Raw genomic sequence first — 21074 nt, forward strand, 5'->3', positions numbered from 1 at the left:
CGGCGTGCGCGGACCACGCGATGCGCGATGGCATCACGTGCAACGACAGCGGATCAGGACGTGAACGGCGGGGCGCGCGGCTGCGCGGCCGTGAGCGGCAGCGCGCGGCGCAGGCTTTCGAAGCGGGTGGCCGCGCGATGCTGGATCACGCGTACGTGGGCCGCGAACGTCAGTTCGGGGGCGGGCAGCGCGGGGGTATGGGCAAGCAGGCTGCAATAGCCGCATGCCTGGAGATGCGCGTGGAGGCTGGTCGACGGATCGGACGCGTGGCCGCCGGCGGCCGGCGCGGCCGTGCAGTAGCCGGCCAGCAGCGCGTCGACACGCCCTTGCGTGGTGAGCGCCTGCGAGATCGTCGGCGCGAGCGCCGTCATCAGGATGGCGAGCATCCCGATCAGACTGCCGATCTTCCGGAGGCGACGACTCAGCATGCGATGCGCGGCGGCGTATGGACGACGATGGAGCGGATTATGCCACGCACGCCGGTGCGCGGGACGGCGGCGGCATGCGGCGAAGCGGCGCGCTACGCGTGCTTCGCCAGGTATTTCGTGATCAGCATCATCTGCGCGGCCCAGCCTTGGTCGTTCATCTCGCGCGCTTTCGCGCGGCGCGCTTCGATCAACTGGTCGAAACCCGTTTCGGTGACCGTGAGCAGCGTGCCGCCGGCCTGGGCGGCGAGCGTGAACGTGACGAGCGTCATCGGCTCGGACGCGTAATCGAAATGCGGGTCGATCGCGAACGGATGCCAGCGAAACGAGAACAGTTGCTGCGGCTCGATGCGATCGACGACGATTTCGAACACAGTGCCCGCATAGGGTTCCTGTGCCCTGGCGACGTCGTCGTCGACGCGCGTCGGCGTGATGCGGCCGAACAGCGGCTGGTCGGCCGCGAACGGCCCGTCGAACGCGACGCCGAACCACTGGCCGAATTCGCCGGAATTGCTGACGGCTTCCCACGCGCGGTCGGGCGAGGCCGCGAGCTGGACTTGTTTCTCGATGCGATCGGTTGACTGGGTCATCGCGTTCTCCACGCAGGATCGGGCGTTGCAGGACGGCGCGCGTGGCCGCACGCCGCGTCTAGTCGAGCATGGTCGCGTCGGGCACGTCGAGCACGAGGTCCGACGTCGCGACGGCCACGCACGGCAGCGTATAGCCGTCGGCCTTTTCCTCGCGGCTCAGGCCCGGCCATTCGATCGTGTAGCGTACGCTGCCGCTGACGATCCGGCAAAGGCAGCTTCGGCACGTGCCGTTGCGGCACGAGCGCGGCAGCGACACGCGCGCGAACGCGGCGGCCTCGAGCAGCGTCAGCGAATCGGGCGCGTCGAAGGTCGCGCCGAGCGGCTCGATGCGCACGAGGGGCGGGTGGTCTGGATCGGTCATGACTGAAGCGGGCGGCGGTCGGCGGCAACGCGCCAAGCATACCCGAACCGGCCGGCGGGCAGCGTCCGCCGGCCGTGGGCGTCAATGCCGCCGCAGGTAGCGGTACACGGTATTGCGCGCTAGGCCGAGCTCGCGCGCGGCGGCCGATACGTTGCCGCCGTGCCGCGCAAGCACGGCGTCGATCACCGCGGCCTGGCGGCTTTGCAGCGTTGTGCCTTCGTGCGTGCCGGCCGGCACGGTCGGCGTGGCCGGCGTGGCGGCAGCGGGCGCGGCCGATGCATCGTCGCAGTCGAGCCAGAAATCGTCGGGCAAATGCGCGAGCGCGATTTCGGCTTCGTCTTCGGCGAGCATGCCGGCCGTGCGCAGCACGTTGGTCATCTGCCGCAGGTTGCCGGGCCAGCGGTGGCGCTTGAACGCATCGAGCACGTCGGCCGCGATGCGGCGCGGCATCGGTTCGCTGCGCGCCAGCCGCGCGAGAATCCGGTCGACCAGGACCGGCAGGTCGGTGCGCGCGGCCAGCGCCGGCAGCGTGACCGCGAGGCCGTTGATCCGGTAGAACAAATCTTCGCGGAACGTGCCGTCCGCGATCATCGCGCGCAGGTCGCGATGGGTCGCGCAAACCACGCGCACGTCGACCGGTACCGCGCGCGCGCCGCCGAGCGGCATCACCGCCCGCTCCTGCAGCACGCGCATCAGCCGCACCTGCTGCGCGAGCGGCATGTCGCCGATCTCGTCGAGAAACAGCGTGCCGCCGTCGGCCTGCGCGATCTTGCCGGGGCTGCCGCGCTTGCGCGCGCCCGTGAACGCGCCGTCTTCATAGCCGAACAGCTCGGCCTCGATCAGCGAATCGGGCAGCGCCGCGCAGTTGACCGCGACGAACGGGCCGTCCGCGCGCGGCGACGCCTGGTGCAGCGCGCGGGCGAGCCATTCCTTGCCGGTGCCGGTCTGGCCGAGGATCAGCAGCGGCAGGTCGCGCCCGCGGATCTTCGCGACGCGTTCGAGCACGGCGGCCATGCGTGCGTCGCCGGTGTCGAGCGTCGCGAACGTGATCGCGTCGGGGTCCGGCGCGCGTACGCGCGCGGCCGGCGCGGGCGGCGTGACGGCGACGGCCGTCTTCTGCGCGTCCGGGAATTCGCAGCGGGCGAGCACGCGCACGCCGGTCGACAGCGTCAGGCGGAACGTGGCGCCCGGCGCGCGGGCGGCCTGCTGCGCGAGCTGCGCGAAGCGCATGCCGAACAACGCGTCGCTGGCCTGATGTTGCAGTGCGTCGAACGACGCGCCGAGCTGGAATTGCGCGCTGCGGTTCGCGGCGATCAGCCCGCCGTCGGGGCCGAACGCGACGAGCCCGGCGAACAGCGAATCGACGCAATCCTCGTGCGCGTGAAAGCGCAGCCGCAGCGCTTCGCCGCACTGGTTCGCGAACAGATGGTTCTCGATCAGCTGCGCGGACATCCGCACCAGCGCGAGCGTATGCGGGCTGGAGCCGCGCGGGTCGCCACTGACGTCGAGCGTGCCGAGCGTGCGGCCGAACGGATCGACGATCGGCGCGCACGAGCAGGTGAGGATGTGGTTCGCGCGCAGGAAGTGTTCGGAACCGTGCACGACGACGGCCTGGCCCGACGCGAGCGCGGTTCCGATCGCATTGGTGCCGCGCGCGCCTTCGGCCCACGACACGCCGGTGCGCAGCGCGACGCGGTTGGCTTTTTCGATGAAGTCGGCGTCGCCGATGCTGTGCAGGATCACGCCGTCGGCGTCGGTCAGCAGCACGAGGCTTTGCGTCTCGGCGATCTGCGCGTGGAGGTCTTCCATCACCGGGCGCGCGTGCGAGAACAGCGTGTGATTCGTGTCGAGCAGTTCGCGCAGCGCGATACGCGACAGCGGCGTGAAATCCGGGCGTTCGTGCGCGCGCAGGCCGACCGCGGTCGAACGCGCATGCGCCTGCGCGAGCAGGTCGGTGCGACCCGCGGTGACGGGCAGCACGAAGGGTTGCGGCATGACTTGTCTCCTGTTCCCGGGCAGCCCGGGCCGACCGAATCGGAACCGGCGGCGGAGTGCGTCTCCGCTCGCGGTGCACCATCCGGCGCAACAGCCGTCCGTCCGGGTACGCATCATCATACAAGCGCCACGTGCGATGCGCGACCGGGAACAAAATCTCCTTGCTTTCAGGCGCCCGCCTGCAATGATGGAAATGGAGCACGCACGCGCCGTGTTCCGCATTGCAACATGCATGCGACGCGACATGCATCCGTTCGGGAGACGCATCATGGTTCGGACGGAACTGAGAGTCGTGCTGGCGGCCATCGCCACGTTCATCATGCTGGGCGGCATCGCCGTGGCGATCCACGGATTGCTGTTCGATCTGGCCGATGCGGTCCAATACGGGGCGGCCGCGATTGCGGTGGGCGTCACGACCGCCGCGATCGCGCTCAACGTCTGGCCTACCGATCCGCACTGAAGCCCGTTTCCGAAACGGTGCCCGATGCCGTGCTGATCTGAGGAATGACGCGTCGGAACGACGCATGCGGGAAAATTTGTCTCCTGCGCGAAACCGTCTAAAGTGGAAAGCAACCGGCATGCGTCGACCGCCCCATCCCCCGCGGTCGTGGCCTCCGCCGGCGAGCCCGCGTACATTTCGTCCGGCCGGTGGCGGACGACGGACGCGGTCATTCGTTTTCTACCGGTCGAGGCGGCTCCCATGCAGATCCATTTCACGAACGAGAAGCCCGAGTATTCGGGGCGCGACCTGATGCTTGCGTTCACGGCACTGGTCAATGGCGAGCGCGTCCAATGTCAGATCACCGCCGAGGCGCTGGAAGACCACTTCGGTGCGGCATCGCCGCGCTTCGAGGACATGGTCGGCGCATTCGACCAGCACCGCGACCGTATCGAGGCGGCTGCGCGGCGCCTGCTGTCGGAGACGCGCGCGCAATGCGTGACGCTGCGCAGCGGTTACGTGCGCTTCTACGAGGCCAACTGGCGCTGACGACACGACGCTCGTCTCGCGGCGCGCGCGATCAAGCGCGGCGCACGCGAAGACGTTGCCATGCAATGCCGTTCGGCGGGCCGGGCGGCATTTTCGTATGCGGGCGCCACCGGTTGTCGGGCGCATATGTACGGCACGGTGCGTCGACGCGCCGGGATCGCGCAAGGAGTCGTGCGAAAGTGCGAAAACAAGAACGCCACCCGAAGGTGGCGTTTTTTCATCCGCGGCGCGGCGTGTCGCTTACTCGCTGCCGAGATAGAAGAAGCGGAACAGGAACACGGCCGCGATGATCCAGACGATCGGCTTGACCGTGCGCGCCTGGCCCGTCAGCAGCTTGAGGCCGCCGTACGCGATGAAGCCGAACGCGACGCCGTTCGCGATCGAGTACGTGAACGGCATCAGCAGCGCGGTCAGCGCGGCCGGCACGGCTTCCGTCGCATCGTCCCACGGCACCTCGACCATCTCGCGCAGCATCAGGCACGACACGTACAGCAGCGCCGGCGCCGTTGCGTAGGCCGGCACGACGCCGGCGAGCGGTGCGATGAACAGGCACGCGAGGAACAGCACCGCGACGGTGATGGCCGTCACGCCCGTGCGGCCGCCGGCCTGCACGCCCGATGCGCTTTCGATGTACGCGGTGGTCGACGACGTGCCGAGCACCGAGCCCGCGACGATCGCGGTGCTGTCGGCGAGCAGCGCCTTGTTCAGGCGGTTCATCTTGCCTTCGACGAGCAGGCCCGCGCGGTTCGCGACACCCATCAGCGTGCCCGTTGCGTCGAACAGCTCGACGAGGAAGAACACGAGGATCACGTTGATGATCCCGGTCGACAGCGCGGCGCCGATGTCCAGCTTGAACAGCGTCGCATCGATCGACGGCGGCGCGGAGAACACGCCGTGGAACTGGTTGCCGGCGAAGAAGAACGACAGGACCGTGACGCCGATGATGCCGATCAGGATCGCGCCGCGCACGCGCAGGTGGTCGAGCGTGACGATCGTGAAGAAGCCGACGATCGCGAGGATCGTCTCATGCTTGTGCAGGTCGCCGAGCGTGACGAGCGTAGCCGGGTTGCCGACGATCACGCCCGACGTCTTCAGCGAGATGATGCCGAGGAACAGGCCGATGCCGGCGGTGATCGAGATCCGCAGCGATTTCGGAATGCCGTTGACGATCGCCTCGCGCACGCGGAACAGCGTGACGAGCAGGAACAGGCAGCCGGAGATGAACACCGCGCCGAGCGCGGCCTGCCACGTGAAGCCCATCCCCTTGACGACCGTATAGGCGAAATACGCGTTCAGGCCCATGCCGGGCGCGCACGCGATCGGGTAGTTCGCGTACAGCCCCATGATGATCGATGCCAGCGCCGCGACGAGGCAGGTCGCGACGAACACGGATTCCTTCGGCATGCCGGCGTCGCCGAGGATCGCGGGGTTGACGAAGATGATGTAGGCCATCGTCAGGAACGTGGTGACGCCCGCGAGTATTTCGGTGCGGAAGTCGGTGCCGGCTTCAGCGAAGCCGAAATACCGCTTGATGGATTCCATGAAGGCGTTTCTCCGGTCGGGTTGTCGTGTTGATTGTTGTGCCGAATTGTTGTGCAGGCAGCGCGCGGCGGGCTTAATGTAACCAGCCACTATTTCCTGGCTATCGGCGGATTGTAATAGCGCGGATAGCTCGGACGATATAGTTGGAGGGCACGATCGGTTGCCTGCGCGCGAACGGTCTGGCAGCCCGGCCGCGCGACGAAGGCGCGCATTTTACCGGTTCGCGCGGCACGGGCCGGCAGAAATGGCGGAAACGGTGGAAACGATGGCAGGCGGGCAGGCGAAACCGGCCGATGCGTGTGCAACGGCGCGGCGGCCGCATCGCGCGTGGCGGATGCGCGACGACCGGCGACGCAAACGGCGCGCCCGCATGCTGCACGAACACGGTGCAGGCGGCGCCCGCGCGCGGCCGGTGCGGATGCACGACGGCAGCGTGCGGCGGGCATTCGTCAGCCCAGGCGGTGGCAGGTATCGGGCTATGCTGCGCCGAAGCCGTCCCGTCCGCAACTGTCATTTCGCGATGCGGGGGCGACTGTGGTTTCTGTGTAAAAGATTGCAAGACCCCATCGCGTAAACCGGCAAGTCTTTCTAGGATAGATACACCGCGCATGCACACGCCGGCCGGTAATTGCCGACGCGGGGGAGTCGCAGTCCGTGCAGGCCAGGCGGTGAATGGCGGTCAAGGCCGTTGCGCGTTCGGGCAGGCACGGCCGATTGCGATTGCCCGATGCGGGTTCGTCCGTAATCACGGAGGTCAGCATGTTGAACTGGATCAGCCGTTGGGCGATGCGACACGCCCCCACGCCGGAAAAAACCGCTGCGTCGATGCTCGTGACGGCGCGCATGGAACTGTTCGCAGCCGAACAGCGCGTCATCGATGCGAAATTACAAGCGGATTACTGGCGCACACGCGTGTCATTCCTCGAAGAGGTGCAGAAGCAGGGCATCGATCCGTGGGTGACCTCGCAGGCAGCGCAACGTCCCGACGTCGATTCCACTCCCCGGAGCACGGGCCCGCGTCTCGCCGCCAGCACCTGATGCACGCACTGCATCCGGTTGTTGCGCACGGCGTGCGATCGCTCGCGGCCCGCATTCGCGGGCCGCGACATTCGATGCGCACCCGCGGCGCATTGCGCCGCGGGTGCGTCCGTTTCCGGCCGCGGCCGTTCCGCGTCCCGCGTGCGTGACCGCACGTCGCTCATCCGCTTCTTCTCCCTATCCCGACGAGCCAACGTTGCACTTGCGCGAGCATGCGCCTCAAGCGCTCGCCGCGCCGCACGTACGCGGTCGTGATCGTCGCTTCGGCCGACCGGTCGCCATCGGTGCCGAGCCAGATGCGCTCGCCGCGCGCGATGCGCAGCACGTCGCCGGGCCGCACCCAAAAATCGGCGACGTCCGGCGGGCGCGTGACCCACAGCGCCGCGCCCTGCGTGCGGAGCTCCGCATCCCGCGGCGCACGCCAGGTCATCGTCGTGCGCGGGGCGACCGCGAAACGGATCACGACGGTCGGTAACGCGATCGTGCCGGCGCGGCGCCGATCGGGACGGTCGAACAACGGGCTTGCCTGGTCCATCGTCTTCTCCATTCAGTGAGTCGGACGGATGACGCGCACCAGAACAAAAAGGCCTCATCCGTTTCCGGTGAGGCCTCGTGTGACATGCGGTACTGCTCGATTGCTAACGCACAAGCGCCTCCCGTGAATCATTCTTTCGAATGTTCATCGAGCAATGAATCGCGACGGCGATGAGCTTGAACGTAGGCATGCGAACGATTTTGTTGTCGGGCCGCGGTGTTGTCAACGACTATTTTCGGGATATGCGACGGTGAGCCGATGGCGCGCGTGCGCGGTGTTTCATGAGGTCGAGGCGAGCCCGGATCGCACGCGCGACGATGCATGCGTCACGCGCGACTTCGATGTCTCCCGCCCAGCATGCGGCGCATTCGTGCGAGCGCACGCGCGGGCCACGCGTCGCGTTTCATCACGTACGCGGTCGTGATCGACGCCGCGGCGGGCCGCTCGTCGTCGGTGCTGATCCAGATGCGATCGCCGCGCCGCAGGCGCAGCACGTCGCCGGTTCGTATCCAGTAATCGTCGAGGCAGCCCAGCCGCGTGATCCACAGCGTCGCGTCGTCTGCGCGGACCTCGGCATCGTGCTGCGCGCGCCATGCCAGCGTCGTGCGCGGCGCGACCGTGAAGTGCAACTCGACTCTCGGCAACGCGATCGTATCGGTGCGGCAGCGATCGCGGCAAACAACCAGCAGGCTTGCTTGGTCCATCGTCATCTCCATCCGTTGAGCCGGACAGGATGACGCGCACCAAAACAAAAAGGCCTCATCCGAATCCGGCGAGGCCTTGTGACATGCGTAACTGAATCGCGATGCTAATGCACAAGCGCCTCCGGTGCTCGCCACGTATGGGCGTTCACTCGATTTTCATGCGCGATGGCGATGGGCTTGAGCATAGGCATGCGAACGAGTGTGTCGTGGCAGCGCGGCAATGTCAACGGAAATTTCGAGATACGTGGCGGTCACGCGTCGCGTTGCGCGAGGCCGTTCACGAGCAGCTCGGACAGCAGGCCCGTCATCCCTTCCGGGTGCGTGGCCGCACGTGCCTTCAGCTGCTCGACGAGTTCGGCGTTGAGCTTGCACGCGAACGGCACGAGGCCCTGTTCCTGGTCGAGCTTGCGCTGCGCGCGGCGGTCGAGCTTGGCCGCGTCGTCGGCGCCCTTGCCGAAACGCGCGGAGTTCGACTGCTTCATCGCGTGCGTCAGCTTGAGCGCCTTGTTCTTTTCGAGATCGGTTTTCTTCATGGCCATCGCGGCACCTCCGGGAAATTGAAGCCGCGATTGTACGCATTTCGGCGCGCGCCGCCCGCCGAACCGGCCGGAAACCCGGTTACGCGCCCTTCGCCGTGCCCCAGTTGCCGCCGTGCGCGGCCGCCTGCGCGGCCGGCGAGCGCGCGAGATACGCGAGCGCCTGCTCGGTCGACCCTTCGTGGTGCGGCGTATAGCCGGGCTTGAAATAACGCAGCGCCGCGCCGATCACCTTCCAGAACGACGGCAGGTGCCCGCGCCGCGAACCCTGCCACCACGCGAGCACGAAGCCCGGGTAGCGGCCGGCGTCCGGGTCGCGCCGGTACATGAACTTCGCGCCGGTCGTGATGTAGTAGAGCAGCAGCACGATCACGAACGCCATGTGCACGCAGCGCTCCGGATAGGTGCCGCCCAGGTGCCGGTAGATGTCGAACGCGACGGTGCGGTGCTCGACTTCCTCGGCGCCGTGCCAGCGCAGCAGGTCGACCATCGTCGGGTCGGCACGGCCTTCGTCGAGACCGTGCGCGTTGAGCACCCAGTTGCCGAGATAACCGAAGAAGTGCTCCAGCGACGCGATCACGGCCAGCTGCTGCCGCAGCCAGAAACGCGTGTGGCCGATCTTCAGCCCGAGCGGCTGTTCGCCGAGCACGCGCGTGAACAGCCGGTTGAGCTTCTGCGTGAACGGCTTCGTGTCGATCCCGTGCCGGTCGTAGTAGTGCTTCAGCACGCCGCCGTGCGAGCGCGAATGCGCGGCTTCCTGGCGCAGGAAACCTTCGGCCTCGTCGCGCAGGCGCGCATCGGTGATCAGCGGCAGCGCCTTGTTGTACACGCGGCAGAACCACAGCTCGCCTTCCGGGAACAGCAGGTTCAGCGTGTTGATGATGTGCGTGCTGCCCGGATCGTTCGGCACCCAGGTGACCGGCGTGTCGCTGAAGTCGAATTTCACGTGCCGGGCCTTGATCTTGTGGTAGTCGGCGGTATCGGTCATGTTGTCTCCCTGTGCGGCGTCATGCGCCGTCAATGCGATGCCATGCTGACGCGGGCGATCATCCGGCCGAGCCACGGCAGGAAGCGGCCGACGAAACGCATCGCATGCGCCTCGCCGCCGACCGCGACGACGGGGCGGTTGCGCAGCACGCCGTCGACCATCGCCTGTGCGACGGTTTCCGGTTTCAGGCCGCGCATCTGGTAGAGCTTCGTCGCGCGCTTGCGCAGCCGCGCTTCGTCCTGGGCATTGGCGCCCGCGTATTGCGTCGACGCCATGATTCCGGTCTCCGCGAAACCCGGGCACACGGCCGTCACGCCGATGCCTTGCTCCGCGAGTTCCGCGCGCATGCACTCGCTGAGCATCAGCACCGCGGCCTTCGTCGTCGCATACGCGGGCAGGTCGCGTGACGGCCCGAACGCGGCGGCCGACGCGGTATTGACGATGTGCCCGCCGGTGCCGCGCGCGGCCATCTGCCGCGCGAACAGCCGCGAGCCGTGGATCACGCCCCACAGGTTCACGTGCAGGATGCGCTCCCAGTGCCGCGCGCTCGTGTCGAGGATGCCGCCGGCCATGCCGATGCCGGCGTTGTTGATCACGACGTCCGCGCCGCCGAGTTCGCTGCCGACCCACGCCGCGAGCGCTTCCATCTCGTCGGCGGACCCGACGTCGACGCGTTTCGCATGCGCGTGCGCGCCGGTCAGCCCGAGCAGCAGCGCGGTGCGTTCGGCGCTGGCGAGATCGATGTCGCATGCGACGACCGTCGCGCCTTCGCGGGCGAACGCGAGCGCCGCGCAGCGGCCGATGCCGCTGCCCGCGCCGGTGACGACCGCGACCTTGCCGCTGAAACGGCCGCTGGTGGCGCGGCGGCGCGCGTTCGCGAGCGCGGGCGGCTCGGTGCCCGATTCGACCGCGTCGATCAGTTGCCCGGCGAGATCCGCGAAGCGCGCGGGATCGGCGAGCGGCAGCCAGTGGCCGGCCGCGACTTCGCGGCGGTAGTACTGCGGCACCCAGCGCGACAGGTTCTCCGAGAGCGCGGGGCTCACGTACTTGTCGCCGAGCGGCACGATCGTCTGCACGGGGGCATGCGCATAGCGTTCGCGCGGCGCGAACAGGCAGCGGATGAAGTTCGCGCGATAGAGGCGCACGCCGCGCGCGCCGTCGTCGGCCTGCGTCGGGCGCGGTATCGCCGGCGTCTTCTCGAGCCGGCGCAGCAGGCGCGGCCACGCGCGGCCGAGCCACAGCCGCCAGCCGAGTTCGGGGACGAACGGCAGATGGAACAGGTACACGTACCACGAGCGCACGAGCTGGCCGCCGAGTTTGCCGAGCGACGCGGGCGTCGGGCGCAGCACGCGTTCGCGCAGCCAGAAGCCGACGTGGTCGAGGCACGGCCCCGAGCACGACGTGTACGACGCGATGCGGCCGGCGAGGCGCGGATCGGTGACGAATTCCCAACCCTGGATCGAGCCCCAGTCGTGCGCGATCAGGTGCACCGCGCGGCCGGGGCAGAGCGTGTCGATCACCGCGACGAAGTCGTCGGTCAGCTTCGCGAGGTGATAGTCGGCCGTGCGCTTCGGCGCGCCGGACAGGCCCGCGCCGCGCACGTCGTACGCGATCACGTAGTGCTTGCGCGCGAGCAGCGGCGCGACGTGCCGCCAGACGCTGCTGTCGTCGGGATAGCCGTGCACGAGCACGACCGGCGAGCGGGCCGGGTCGCCCCAGGTCCTGACCGCGAGCGTCAGGTCGCCGGAGGCGACCGCCGTCTCGCTGTGAACCGATTCGAACAGGGCCAGCGGCGCTTCGTCGGAAAGAGGCTGCATCGTGAGTCCGTCGTTCAGGGAGTCGGAGGGGCGCCGCGTCAGGCGGCGGCCGGCACGGTCGAAACGGCCTGCGCGCGTTCGGCCTGGCGGCGCTGCCAGCGGCGCACGTGCGGCAAGTCGTCGTCGAGCCAGTACGCGTCGTCGTCCGTGATCACGAGCAGCTCCTCGAATTTCGCGCCGACGCCGGCGAAGCCGAGATGCGGCTCGACGGCCCACAGGCCCGGCACCGGCGCATGCTCGGAGCGGCGGTCGATCGACCACAGCGGCGACCAGCCCTGCTGCTTCGCCGCGCGGCCCTGGTCGAGCAGCAGGTTGCGCGTCGCGTTCAGCCCGAAGCGCGCGACGAAGCGCGGCTTCGACAGCTTGTGGATCTTCGCGACGCGATGCGCGAGCACCTTGAACGGATAGGCCTTGTGGCGCGGCTCGACGCCCTGGCGGCGGCACAGCGCGTCGACTTCCTGCGCGACCTCGGCCATCGGACGGCGTGCCTTCACGAGCCGCACGATCATGTCGCGATGGTCCATCAGGTCGTCCTGCAGCTGTTCGAGGATCGGGTTGTGGCCGAGGCAGTGCGCGTAGCCGACGTCGGCGACGATGCCGTCGAGCACCGGCGCGACGTCGAGGATCACCGGCATGTCGGTTTCGAGCTGGCGATTGCTCGGGAAGAACGCGAGATTGAAGCCGCCCATGTGCTTGAGGCCGGAGAAGCCTTCGAACGCGGTGCGGTCGCCGAACCACGCGAACGGCTTGTGCAGCCAGTCGTGCACGCCGTTGTCCTGCAGCCATTCGGTCAGCAGGCGCGCGGCTTCCTTTTCGGTGATGCCGGGGTAGAGCATCGCGCCGACGGTTTCGACGCAGCGGTACGCGAGCTGCTGGACCGCGCGGAATTGCGGCAGCTCGTCGAGGTGGACTTCCGGCAGCGGATGGTGATCGGCCATGGTGCGTCTCCGTGTGGGCGCTGATCCGGAACGCGCCCGCCGGCGTCGCCGTCGCGGGTTATTCAGTCAGCATTTAATGTGTCATTGATCGATGTAAAGATCATAGACGGTTCCGGGGCGACGGACGTGGGGATTTGTCCTAATGGAGACGCGGAATGGAGGGCCTCCTCTAGAACGGAACGCGGCGACGCGCCGCGCCGGATCGCGTCTTGTCAGGGCTGACGGATGACGGTTTTCGCGGTTGTCGTGCCTGCCGTTCCCTGCGCGTCGGGATCGGCGTCGCGGCAGCGGGTGTCACGAGCGGTTCCGCCGCCAGCCGCGCATGTCGTGCTGGATCAACTCTCCGTCGTGTCGCGGCGCGACGCTGTCAAATTGCCGAAATAATTTCGTCACATCATTCGCCCCCGATTCGAAGCCGTCCCGGCTTTGCGGTGGCGGTGCGCCGCGCAGCGTCCGGGGGCAGCGGCCGGAGCCGATTCGACATTTCCAGGAGAGAGACCATGCAACGCCGCCAGTTCATGAACACCCTTGCCGCAGCGACCGCTGCGTCGTCGCTGATGCTAAAGGCCGGCACGGCCCGCGCGAAGAGCGCGACCGCGCCGGACGCGCTGGACCCGGGCCGCTGGTCGCCGTTCAACGCCGCGCGCCTGCAGGCGGTGCTCGACCAGCACGGCGTCGCGAGCGCCCGCTACGACGGAAAGCGCCGCCCGTATGCGGTGTTCGACTGGGACAACACGTGCATCATGAACGACTGCGAAGAGGCGTTGCTGATGTACCAGATCAACCATCTGCAGTACAAGCTGACGCCGGACGAATTCGTCGGCGTGATGTGGAAGGATGTGCCGAAGGGCGCGTTCATGAAGGACTACACGACCGTCGACGGCAAGCCGGTGACGATGGAGGATCTCGCCGCCGACGTCGAATCCGATTACCGCTGGCTCCATGCGAACTACAAGGGTTTCGGCGGCGACAAGAGCCTCGACGAGATTCGCGAGACCGACCAGTTCAAGGATTTCCGCGCGAAGCTGTACTTCATGTACGACGCGATCTGCGACACGCATCCGCTCGAAGTCGGCTACAAGTGGATCATCTATTTCTACAAGAACATGACGACCGCCGAACTGCAGGCGATGGCGGAAGCGTCGAACAACTACGGCATCGGCGACGCGCTGCGCAAGGTCCGCTACGAAAGCCCGAAGACGCTGCCGGGCAAGGCAGGCGTGGTGGCCGACACGCATTTCCACGGCATCCGCATTCACGAGGAAATCCGCGCGGTGATGCATACGCTGCGCGCGAACGGCATCGACGTGTACGTCAGCACGGCGTCGCTCGACGACGTCGTGCGCGTGTTCGCCGGCAATCCGAACTATGGCTACGGCGTGGCGCCCGAGAACGTGATCGGCCTGCGTCTCGACATGCAGGACGGCCAGTACACGAGTACCTATCCGGCCGGCTGGCACTTCAATTGGGGGCCCGGCAAGACGGTGGGCATCCGCAACGTCCTCGCGTCGAAGAAGGGCTACGGCCCGCTGCTGGTGTTCGGCGACAGCGACGGCGATGCGTGGATGCTGCGCGACTTCAAGGACACCGCGGCCGGCGTGATCGTGAACCGGATGAAGAAGGGCGAGATCGGCGCGGACAGCAAGCTCGCGGCCGAGCAGATCGGCAAGCCGGACGCGCGCTTCCTGCTGCAGGGGCGCGACGAACACACGGGCCTGATGATCCCGGACGAGAAGTCGATCAAGTACGGCAAGTCCGATCGCAAGCTGCTGGCCTGACGCGGGCCGGGCGTCGGGCCGCCGGGCCCGGCGCCGCCCGGGTGCCGGCCGCGGCGTCGCGCGGGCCGCACCGCCTGCGTTTCAGCGCTCGCGCGGCGCGCCCAGGCGGTCCAGCCACGCCCCCAGCAGATCGATCGGCAACGGAAACACGATCGTCGAGTTCTTGTCCGCCGCGATCGTCGTGAGCGTCTGCAGATAGCGCAGCTGCATCGCCTGCGGCTGCAATGCAAGCCGTTGCGCGGCCTGCAGCAGCTTCTCCGACGCCTGCAGTTCGCCTTCCGCGTGAATCACCTTCGCGCGCCGCTCGCGCTCGGCTTCGGCCTGCCGCGCGATCGCTCGGATCATCGTCTCGTTCAGGTCGACATGCTTGATCTCGACCGTCGACACCTTGATTCCCCACGCATCGGTCTGCGCGTCGAGCGTCTTCTGGATATCGGCGTTCAGCTGCTCGCGCTCGGCGAGCAGCGCATCGAGTTCGTGCTTGCCGAGCACCGCGCGCAGCGTCGTCTGCGCGAGCTGGCTCGTCGCCTCGAAGAAGCGCGCGACCTGGATCACGGCCTTCTCCGGATCGACGACGCGGAAATACACGACCGCGTTGACCTTCACCGACACGTTGTCGCGCGTGATCACGTCCTGCGGGGGCACGTCGAACACGACGGTGCGCAGGTCGATCCGCACGACCTGCTGGACGATCGGGATGATCAGCACGAGCCCCGGCCCCTTCACTTTCCAGAACCGGCCGAGCATGAACACGACGCCGCGTTCGTACTCGCGGAAGATGCGGATGGACGACGCGACGAGGACGACGACGAAGACGATCAGGACGCCGCTGAAGCCGAACGTGTAGCCGATCATGAAGGTTCTCCCTGGTGATGGGGCGGCGCAGGCATGTCGTAGAGCGGCGCGACGGTCAGCGTCAGCCCCTGGCGGCCGGTGACGCGCACGCGGCAGCCGGCGGCCAGCGGCGCGCTGCTCGCCACGCGCCAGCGCTCGCCATGCACGCGCGCCCAGCCCGCCGCGGACGGCGCGGTGCCGGCCGCGCCATGCGGCTGGTCCGGATGAAGGCCGTCGTCGAGCACTTCGCCGACGCTGCCGAGCATCGCCTCGGCGCCCGTCACGACCGGCCGCCGCCGCGCGCGCAGCGCGACGCTCGACACGCCCGCGACGAACAGCCCGCCGCCGAGCGCGAGGCTCGCGATCACGGGCCACGGGATGCCGTAGCCGGGCACGTCGGTGTCGATCAGCATCAGCGCGCCGATCGTGAACGACACGATTCCGCCGAAGCCGAGCACGCCGAAGGTCGGCAGGAACGCCTCGGCGACGAGGCAACCGAGGCCGAGCAGCACGAGGCCGAGGCCCGCATAGCTGATCGGCAGCAACTGCATCGCGAACAGCCCGACCAGCAGGCAGATCGTGCCGGCGACGCCCGGCAGCACGAAGCCGGGGTTCGCGAACTCGAAGAACAGGCCGTAGATGCCGATCGTCAGCAGGATCAGCGCGACGTTCGGATCGGCGATGATCGCGAGGAAGCGGCTGCGCCAGTCGGGTTCGACGACGACGAGCGGCGCATGCGCGGTCGCGAGCCGCACCGTGCCGGCGGGGGGCGTCGCGCCGTGGCCGTCGAGCTGGCGCGCGAGATCGGCCGGATCCTGCGCGATCAGGTCGACCACGTGCTGCGCGCGCGCCTCGTTCGCCGACAGGCTGACGGCTTCGCGCACCGCGCGCTCGGCCCATTCGGCATTGCGCCCGCGCAGCTGCGCGAGGCCGCGGATGTAGGCGGAGGCGTCCTGCATCGCCTTGCGGATTTCGGTCGATTGCGTATCGGTCGGCAGCGCGGCCGCCGTGGCCGACGCCTCCGATGCGCCCGATGCGCCCGATGCGCCGGTCGGCCGCGGCGCGGCAGGGTTCCCGCCCGGCGGCGCGGCGCCGCCGATGCCGAACTGCACGGGCGACGCCGCGCCGAGATTGGTGCCGGGCGCCATCGCCGCGAAGTGGCTCGCATACACGATGTAGGTGCCCGCGCTCGCGGCCCGTGCGCCGCCCGGCGCGACGAACGCGGCGACCGGCACCGGCGAGCCGAGGATCGCCTTGATGATCTGCCGCATCGACGTATCGAGGCCGCCGGGCGTGTCGAGCTGCAGGATCGCGAGCGGCGCGTGCTCGCGGGCGGCGCGCTCGAGCGCACGCACGATGAAATCGGCGCTGGCCGGGCCGATCGCGCCGTTGACGGGGATCACGATGACCGGGCGCGCGGCGGGCGCGTCGACGGGCGACGGCGCGGCGACCGCGGCACATACGACGAGCAGCGCCGCGAACAGCGCGGCGCGCGCGACCCGCGCGGACAGCGGGTGACGGGGCCGACCGTCGGGCGCGGCAGGCGCCGGCGGCGGCTCATGACGGTGAAAGCGCATCGGGGCGTCCAGGCGGCGCGCGGCCGCGCGCCGTCCGGCTCGCGGAATGGGCGTGGGCCCGATGCTTAAAGATTAGGCGGTTTCGGCGCAAAGCGCGAAGCCATGGCCGCGCCGGCCGGATTCAGACCGCGCCGCCGCCGCGCGCGAGCACTTCGTCGCGGTAGTCGGCCGGGCTGCGGCCGCTCCATTTGCGAAACGCGCGATAGAACGCGCTGGGCTCCGCGAAACCGGTGGCGGCCGCGACGTCGGCGATCGTGCGCGCGGGGTCGGCCAGCGCCTCGAACGCGAGGTCGCGCCGCAGCGTGTCCTTGATCGACTGGTAGGCCTGGCCCTCCTGGTGCAGCTTGCGGCGCAGCGTGGCCTCGGCCACGTGCAGCCGTGCGGCCATCCCGCCCGCGCCGGGCCACGCGGCGGGCGGCATCCCGCGCAGCACCGCGCGCACGCGCTGCGCGAGCGCATTCGGGTTGCGGTACTTGACGATGAAGCTGGCCGGCGCGTTGCGCAGGAAGGTTTTCAGCGTCTTCGCGTTCTGCACGACCGGCAGCGTCGCGAATTCGGGATCGAAATCGACATACGAATCGGGCTCGTTGAACCGCATGTCGTCGCAGAACATCGACGGGTATTCGTGGTCGGCGGGCGGCGTGTCGCAGCGGAAGCACGCATGCAGCAGCGGAATGCGCCGCCCGATCAGCCAGCAGGTCAGCCCGTACACGATGATGAAATAGGTCGCGTACGTGAACATCGCGGGCGTCGCGCCGTTGTTGCGGTGCACGAAGCGCAGCCGCACGCGCTGCGGGTTCGCGTCGAGTTCCGCGTGCAGGTCGTCGAGCACGCAGTGCATGAAATTCACCGCGCGCGCCATCGCATGCAGCCCGTCGCGCGCGGACAGGGCGGACTGGCTCATCGCGATGAAGCTGCCGCTGCGCATCGGGTGGCGATCCTGCCCGAAAAACTCGTCGTCCATCGTGCGCGCGATCGCGTTCCACAGCGCGCCGTACTGCTGCGCGGTCACGCGTGCGCGCGGCTGCGCGAGCAGCGCGGGCGCGATGCCGGCCTGCGCGAGCAGCGGCTCGGCCGCGACGCCGCGCCGCGTGGCGAGCGCGACGCTGTACGCGACGAGGCTGATCGCGACGGTTCCCTTGTCTTCCTGCTTCATCGGTGTCGCCGGTGTGGCAAAAACGCTCAGTGTAAATGAGCGACGCGAGCATCGAACAGTCGCGCCTGCTTGCCTACACTTGTTGCATCGAAACGCATGGACGGTCGCGCCCGGCGGCCGCGGGAGACAGCAGCACCATGGACGAGCTTTACACCGAAGACCAGCGGATGATCCGCGATGCCGCGCGCGCGTTCGCCACCGAGAGGCTGGCGCCGAACGCGGCCCAGTGGGACCACGACGCGCACCTGCCCGACGCGATCGTCGCGCAGCTCGGCGAGCTGGGGCTGCTCGGGATGATCGTGCCGCAGGAACTGGGCGGCTCGTATACGGACTACGTGGCCTACGCGCTGGCGATGGAGGAAGTCGCCGCCGGCGACGCCGCGTGCGCGACGATGATGAGCGTGCACAACTCGGTCGGCTGCGGGCCGATCCTCGGTTTCGGCACGCCGGCGCAGAAGGATCGCTGGCTGGCCGACATGGCGGCCGGCCGCGTGATCGGCGCGTTCTGCCTGACCGAGCCGCACGCCGGTTCCGAGGCGAACAACCTGCGTACCCGCGCGGAATTGCGCGACGGCAAGTGGGTGCTGAACGGCGCGAAGCAGTTCGTGACCAACGGCCAGCGTGCCGGGGTGGCGATCGTTTTTGCCATGACCGATCCGGAAGCCGGCAAGCGCGGCATTTCCGCATTCCTGGTGCCGACCGACACGCCGGGCTTCATCGTCGGCAAACCCGAGAAGAAGCTGGGTATCCGCGCATCGGATACGTGCCCGATCACGTTCGAGCATTGCGCGATTCCCGAAGAGAACCTGCTCGGCAACCGCGGCGAAGGGCTGAAGATCGCGCTGTCGAACCTCGAGGGCGGGCGCATCGGCATCGCCGCGCAGGCGCTCGGCATCGCGCGCGCCGCGTTCGACAAGGCGCGCCGCTATGCGGGCGAGCGCGTGCAGTTCGGCAAGCCGATCGCCGAGCATCAGGCGATCCAGCAGAAGCTCGCCGACATGGCCGTGCAGATCAACGCCGCGCGCCTGCTCGTGCACCACGCGGCGAAGCTGCGCACGGCCGGCTTGCCGTGCCTGTCGGAAGCGTCGCAGGCGAAGCTGTTCGCGTCGGAGATGGCCGAGCGCGTGTGCTCGGATGCGATCCAGATTCACGGCGGCTACGGCTACCTGGTCGATTACGAAGTCGAGCGTCACTATCGCGACGCACGCATCACGCAGATCTACGAAGGCACCAGCGAAGTGCAGCGGATGGTGATCGCGCGGCAGCTTTGAGCGGCGATGCGCGCCGCCGGCCGCCACGCGAACCGGCGAGCCGGCATACGACAGGCAATCAGGCAGGGCACGAGGGCAGGGCACGAGGGCAGCGCGGTGAACGCGGCACGCAACGACGTGACCGTGCGCCGCAACAGAGGAAACCGGGCACGCGCTGCAGCGCGTGCACCGGTTGACGGCGAGGCATGGGATCCACGCAAGCGCTGAAGCGTCGACGCGGATCGACAGGAGACGACACGATGACGGTACAGGCATTCCTGGACGCACGCGATTTTCTGCTGCGCCATCGCACCGACTACGAAACCGCGTATCGCGATTTCGAGTGGCCGGTGCTCGATGCATTCAACTGGGCGCTCGACTACTTCGACCCGATGGCGCGCGGCAACACGCAGCCCGCGCTGTGGATCGTCGACGCGGCGACCGGCTCGGGCGATCCGTATTCGTTCGCGCAGATGTCCGAGCGCTCGTCGCGGATCGCGAACTGGCTGCGCTCGATCGGCGTCGTGCGCGGCGATCGCATCCTGCTGATGCTGCCGAACCGTGTCGAACTGTGGGACGCGATGCTCGCCGCGATGAAGCTCGGCGCGATCGTGCTGCCCGCCACCACGCAACTGTCGCCCGACGACGTGCGCGACCGCGTGCGGATCGGCGGCGCGAAATTCGCGATCGTCGACGAGAACGAAACCGCCAAGTTCGAACAACCGGACCTCGGCCTCGCGCGGAAGATCGTCGCCGGCGCGCCGCGCGCGGGCTGGCTCGCGATGAACGACGGTTATGCGGCGAGCGCCGAATTCGAGCCGGACGCCGTCACGCACGCGAACGATCCGATGCTGCTGTACTTCACGTCGGGCACGACGTCGAAGCCGAAACTCGTCGAGCATACGCACCGCACCTATCCGGTCGGCCATCTGTCGACGATGTACTGGGTCGGCCTGCAGCCGGGCGACATCCACTGGAACATCAGCTCGCCGGGCTGGGCGAAGCATGCGTGGAGCTGTTTCTTCGCGCCGTGGAATGCGCAGGCCTGCGTGTTCGCGTTCAACTACGCGCGCTTCGAGCCGAAGGTCGTGCTCGATGCACTCGTCAAATACCGGGTGACGACGCTGTGCGCGCCGCCGACCGTCTGGCGCATGCTGGTGCAGCAGCCGCTCGCGTCGTTCGACGTGACGCTGCGCGAGATCGTCGGCGCGGGCGAGCCGCTGAATCCCGAGATCATCGAGCGCGTGAAGAAGGCATGGAACATCTCGATCCGCGACGGTTACGGCCAGACCGAGACGACCTGCCTGATCGGCAACTCGCCGGGCCAGCCGGTCGTGGCGGGCTCGATGGGCCGGCCGCTGCCGGGCTACCGGATCGCGCTGCTCGATCCGGACGGCGCGCCGGTGACCGAAGGCGAAGTCGCGCTGCCGATCGGCGCCGACGTCACGCGCCCGGTCGGGCTGATGAAAGGTTATGCGAACAACCCGGACGCGACGGCCCACGCGATGCGCGACGGCCATTACCGCACGTCGGACATCGCGATGCGCCGCGACGACGGTTACTACGTCTACATCGGCCGCGCGGACGACGTGTTCAAGTCGTCCGACTACCGGCTGAGCCCGTTCGAGCTCGAGAGCGTGCTGATCGAGCATCCGGCGATCGCCGAGGCGGCCGTCGTGCCGAGCCCCGACCCCGTACGGCTGTCGGTGCCGAAGACGTTCATCACGTTGCGGCAGGGCTACGAGGAAAGCCCGGCGCTCGCGCTGGAGATCTTCCGCTTCTCGCGCGAGAAGCTCGCGCCGTACAAGCGCATCCGCCGTCTGCAGTTCGCGGAGCTGCCGAAGACGATCTCGGGGAAGATCCGCCGCGTCGAGCTGCGCCGCCGCGAAATCGAGCGCGGCGACGACGCGACCGCGCGCATGCCCGGCGAATACTGGGAAGAGGATTTCGCCGCCGAACTGAAATGACCGGCTGCGGGCCTCACGTGCCGCATGTCGCGGCCGTTGCCCGCCGCCGAACTGA

At 68.5% G+C, this 21074-nt stretch carries 20 protein-coding genes; 6 read left to right on the top strand and 14 right to left on the bottom strand.

All coding sequences use genetic code 11. The features are described from left to right. Positions 1-53: 53 nt before the first annotated feature. The 4 genes from HWX00_RS15800 to HWX00_RS15815 form a co-directional block, all read right to left on the bottom strand. On the bottom strand, positions 54-428 hold the full coding sequence (locus HWX00_RS15800) for a DUF2946 domain-containing protein (RefSeq protein ID WP_049031262.1): 375 nt from the start codon (positions 426-428) through the stop codon (positions 54-56). Between the two features lie 92 nt (positions 429-520). Then, positions 521-1015 carry an SRPBCC family protein gene (locus HWX00_RS15805; RefSeq protein WP_175026804.1) on the bottom strand — a complete coding sequence of 165 codons (495 nt, stop codon included), beginning with the start codon at positions 1013-1015 and terminating at the stop codon, positions 521-523. A gap of 58 nt (positions 1016-1073) precedes the next feature. Next, positions 1074-1376: a 2Fe-2S iron-sulfur cluster-binding protein gene (locus HWX00_RS15810; protein WP_175026805.1), complete on the bottom strand. Its 303-nt coding sequence runs from the start codon at positions 1374-1376 to the stop codon at positions 1074-1076. Between the two features lie 81 nt (positions 1377-1457). Then, positions 1458-3371, bottom strand: coding sequence for a sigma-54-dependent Fis family transcriptional regulator (locus HWX00_RS15815; protein ID WP_034186188.1), 1914 nt, complete (start codon positions 3369-3371; stop codon positions 1458-1460). 184 nt (positions 3372-3555) lie between these two features. Here HWX00_RS15815 and HWX00_RS15820 point away from each other — a divergent pair, with 184 nt between their 5' ends. Continuing rightward, positions 3556-3831, top strand: a complete 276-nt coding sequence (locus HWX00_RS15820) for a DUF2964 family protein (protein WP_226103934.1) — start codon at positions 3556-3558, stop codon at positions 3829-3831. A gap of 240 nt (positions 3832-4071) precedes the next feature. Then, the gene (locus HWX00_RS15825) at positions 4072-4359 is read left to right on the top strand and encodes a DUF1488 family protein (protein ID WP_011354308.1); all 288 of its coding nucleotides are present in this window, start codon (positions 4072-4074) and stop codon (positions 4357-4359) included. Between the two features lie 240 nt (positions 4360-4599). On the opposite strand, the gene HWX00_RS15830 is transcribed toward HWX00_RS15825, so the two are convergent. Further along, positions 4600-5901, bottom strand: a complete 1302-nt coding sequence (locus HWX00_RS15830) for an NCS2 family permease (RefSeq protein WP_034186189.1) — start codon at positions 5899-5901, stop codon at positions 4600-4602. Positions 5902-6660: 759 nt separating this feature from the next. On the opposite strand from HWX00_RS15830, the gene HWX00_RS15835 reads away from it, so the two are divergent. Continuing rightward, the gene (locus HWX00_RS15835; protein WP_034186190.1) at positions 6661-6939 is read left to right on the top strand and encodes a hypothetical protein; all 279 of its coding nucleotides are present in this window, start codon (positions 6661-6663) and stop codon (positions 6937-6939) included. Positions 6940-7099: 160 nt separating this feature from the next. Here HWX00_RS15835 and HWX00_RS15840 read toward each other — a convergent pair whose 3' ends face one another. The 6 genes from HWX00_RS15840 to HWX00_RS15865 form a co-directional block, all read right to left on the bottom strand. Continuing rightward, complete coding sequence (locus tag HWX00_RS15840; protein WP_175026806.1) at positions 7100-7474, bottom strand: DUF2917 domain-containing protein; 375 nt, start codon at positions 7472-7474, stop codon at positions 7100-7102. 326 nt (positions 7475-7800) lie between these two features. Further along, positions 7801-8178: a DUF2917 domain-containing protein gene (locus tag HWX00_RS15845; RefSeq protein ID WP_175026807.1), complete on the bottom strand. Its 378-nt coding sequence runs from the start codon at positions 8176-8178 to the stop codon at positions 7801-7803. Positions 8179-8429: 251 nt separating this feature from the next. Next, positions 8430-8717, bottom strand: a complete 288-nt coding sequence (locus tag HWX00_RS15850; protein WP_034186191.1) for a hypothetical protein — start codon at positions 8715-8717, stop codon at positions 8430-8432. A gap of 79 nt (positions 8718-8796) precedes the next feature. Next, entirely contained in the window at positions 8797-9702 is a 906-nt protein-coding gene (locus HWX00_RS15855; protein WP_175026808.1) for a metal-dependent hydrolase, read from the bottom strand. Between the two features lie 29 nt (positions 9703-9731). Next, positions 9732-11519: an SDR family oxidoreductase gene (locus HWX00_RS15860; RefSeq protein WP_175026809.1), complete on the bottom strand. Its 1788-nt coding sequence runs from the start codon at positions 11517-11519 to the stop codon at positions 9732-9734. A 38-nt stretch (positions 11520-11557) separates the two neighbouring features. Next, on the bottom strand, positions 11558-12457 hold the full coding sequence (locus HWX00_RS15865) for a M24 family metallopeptidase (protein WP_034186194.1): 900 nt from the start codon (positions 12455-12457) through the stop codon (positions 11558-11560). A 500-nt stretch (positions 12458-12957) separates the two neighbouring features. On the opposite strand from HWX00_RS15865, the gene HWX00_RS15870 reads away from it, so the two are divergent. Further along, on the top strand, positions 12958-14235 hold the full coding sequence (locus HWX00_RS15870) for an HAD family hydrolase (protein ID WP_049035200.1): 1278 nt from the start codon (positions 12958-12960) through the stop codon (positions 14233-14235). 81 nt (positions 14236-14316) lie between these two features. Here HWX00_RS15870 and HWX00_RS15875 read toward each other — a convergent pair whose 3' ends face one another. The 3 genes from HWX00_RS15875 to HWX00_RS15885 all read right to left on the bottom strand — a co-directional run bounded on the left by HWX00_RS15875 (position 14317) and on the right by HWX00_RS15885 (position 17802). After that, positions 14317-15090, bottom strand: coding sequence for a slipin family protein (locus HWX00_RS15875; RefSeq protein ID WP_034186196.1), 774 nt, complete (start codon positions 15088-15090; stop codon positions 14317-14319). Beyond that, on the bottom strand, positions 15087-16646 hold the full coding sequence (locus tag HWX00_RS15880; protein WP_175028931.1) for an NfeD family protein: 1560 nt from the start codon (positions 16644-16646) through the stop codon (positions 15087-15089). The genes HWX00_RS15875 and HWX00_RS15880 overlap by 4 nt, the downstream gene beginning before the upstream one ends. A gap of 121 nt (positions 16647-16767) precedes the next feature. Then, positions 16768-17802: an AraC family transcriptional regulator gene (locus HWX00_RS15885; RefSeq protein WP_059556849.1), complete on the bottom strand. Its 1035-nt coding sequence runs from the start codon at positions 17800-17802 to the stop codon at positions 16768-16770. A gap of 137 nt (positions 17803-17939) precedes the next feature. Between HWX00_RS15885 and HWX00_RS15890 the strand changes: the two genes are divergently transcribed. Next, positions 17940-19073 carry an acyl-CoA dehydrogenase family protein gene (locus HWX00_RS15890; protein WP_034189303.1) on the top strand — a complete coding sequence of 378 codons (1134 nt, stop codon included), beginning with the start codon at positions 17940-17942 and terminating at the stop codon, positions 19071-19073. 239 nt (positions 19074-19312) lie between these two features. Beyond that, on the top strand, positions 19313-21019 hold the full coding sequence (locus HWX00_RS15895; RefSeq protein ID WP_034189304.1) for an AMP-binding protein: 1707 nt from the start codon (positions 19313-19315) through the stop codon (positions 21017-21019). The last annotated feature ends 55 nt before the right edge of the window (positions 21020-21074 follow it).

The sequence above is a fragment of the Burkholderia seminalis DSM 23518 genome (assembly GCF_902832885.1).
Classification (GTDB): domain Bacteria; phylum Pseudomonadota; class Gammaproteobacteria; order Burkholderiales; family Burkholderiaceae; genus Burkholderia; species Burkholderia seminalis.

Coding starts and splice junctions, on each gene's coding strand:
- HWX00_RS15830 (WP_034186189.1), bottom strand. CDS start 5,901: ATGGAATCCATCAAGCGGTATTTCGGCTTCGCTGAAGCCGGCACCGAC.
- HWX00_RS15880 (WP_175028931.1), bottom strand. CDS start 16,646: ATGCGCTTTCACCGTCATGAGCCGCCGCCGGCGCCTGCCGCGCCCGAC.
- HWX00_RS15805 (WP_175026804.1), bottom strand. CDS start 1,015: ATGACCCAGTCAACCGATCGCATCGAGAAACAAGTCCAGCTCGCGGCC.
- HWX00_RS15845 (WP_175026807.1), bottom strand. CDS start 8,178: ATGGACCAAGCAAGCCTGCTGGTTGTTTGCCGCGATCGCTGCCGCACC.
- HWX00_RS15840 (WP_175026806.1), bottom strand. CDS start 7,474: ATGGACCAGGCAAGCCCGTTGTTCGACCGTCCCGATCGGCGCCGCGCC.
- HWX00_RS15865 (WP_034186194.1), bottom strand. CDS start 12,457: ATGGCCGATCACCATCCGCTGCCGGAAGTCCACCTCGACGAGCTGCCG.
- HWX00_RS15850 (WP_034186191.1), bottom strand. CDS start 8,717: ATGGCCATGAAGAAAACCGATCTCGAAAAGAACAAGGCGCTCAAGCTG.
- HWX00_RS15875 (WP_034186196.1), bottom strand. CDS start 15,090: ATGATCGGCTACACGTTCGGCTTCAGCGGCGTCCTGATCGTCTTCGTC.
- HWX00_RS15860 (WP_175026809.1), bottom strand. CDS start 11,519: ATGCAGCCTCTTTCCGACGAAGCGCCGCTGGCCCTGTTCGAATCGGTT.
- HWX00_RS15815 (WP_034186188.1), bottom strand. CDS start 3,371: ATGCCGCAACCCTTCGTGCTGCCCGTCACCGCGGGTCGCACCGACCTG.
- HWX00_RS15825 (WP_011354308.1), top strand. CDS start 4,072: ATGCAGATCCATTTCACGAACGAGAAGCCCGAGTATTCGGGGCGCGAC.
- HWX00_RS15895 (WP_034189304.1), top strand. CDS start 19,313: ATGACGGTACAGGCATTCCTGGACGCACGCGATTTTCTGCTGCGCCAT.
- HWX00_RS15855 (WP_175026808.1), bottom strand. CDS start 9,702: ATGACCGATACCGCCGACTACCACAAGATCAAGGCCCGGCACGTGAAA.
- HWX00_RS15890 (WP_034189303.1), top strand. CDS start 17,940: ATGGACGAGCTTTACACCGAAGACCAGCGGATGATCCGCGATGCCGCG.
- HWX00_RS15820 (WP_226103934.1), top strand. CDS start 3,556: ATGATGGAAATGGAGCACGCACGCGCCGTGTTCCGCATTGCAACATGC.
- HWX00_RS15835 (WP_034186190.1), top strand. CDS start 6,661: ATGTTGAACTGGATCAGCCGTTGGGCGATGCGACACGCCCCCACGCCG.
- HWX00_RS15870 (WP_049035200.1), top strand. CDS start 12,958: ATGCAACGCCGCCAGTTCATGAACACCCTTGCCGCAGCGACCGCTGCG.
- HWX00_RS15810 (WP_175026805.1), bottom strand. CDS start 1,376: ATGACCGATCCAGACCACCCGCCCCTCGTGCGCATCGAGCCGCTCGGC.
- HWX00_RS15800 (WP_049031262.1), bottom strand. CDS start 428: ATGCTGAGTCGTCGCCTCCGGAAGATCGGCAGTCTGATCGGGATGCTC.
- HWX00_RS15885 (WP_059556849.1), bottom strand. CDS start 17,802: ATGAAGCAGGAAGACAAGGGAACCGTCGCGATCAGCCTCGTCGCGTAC.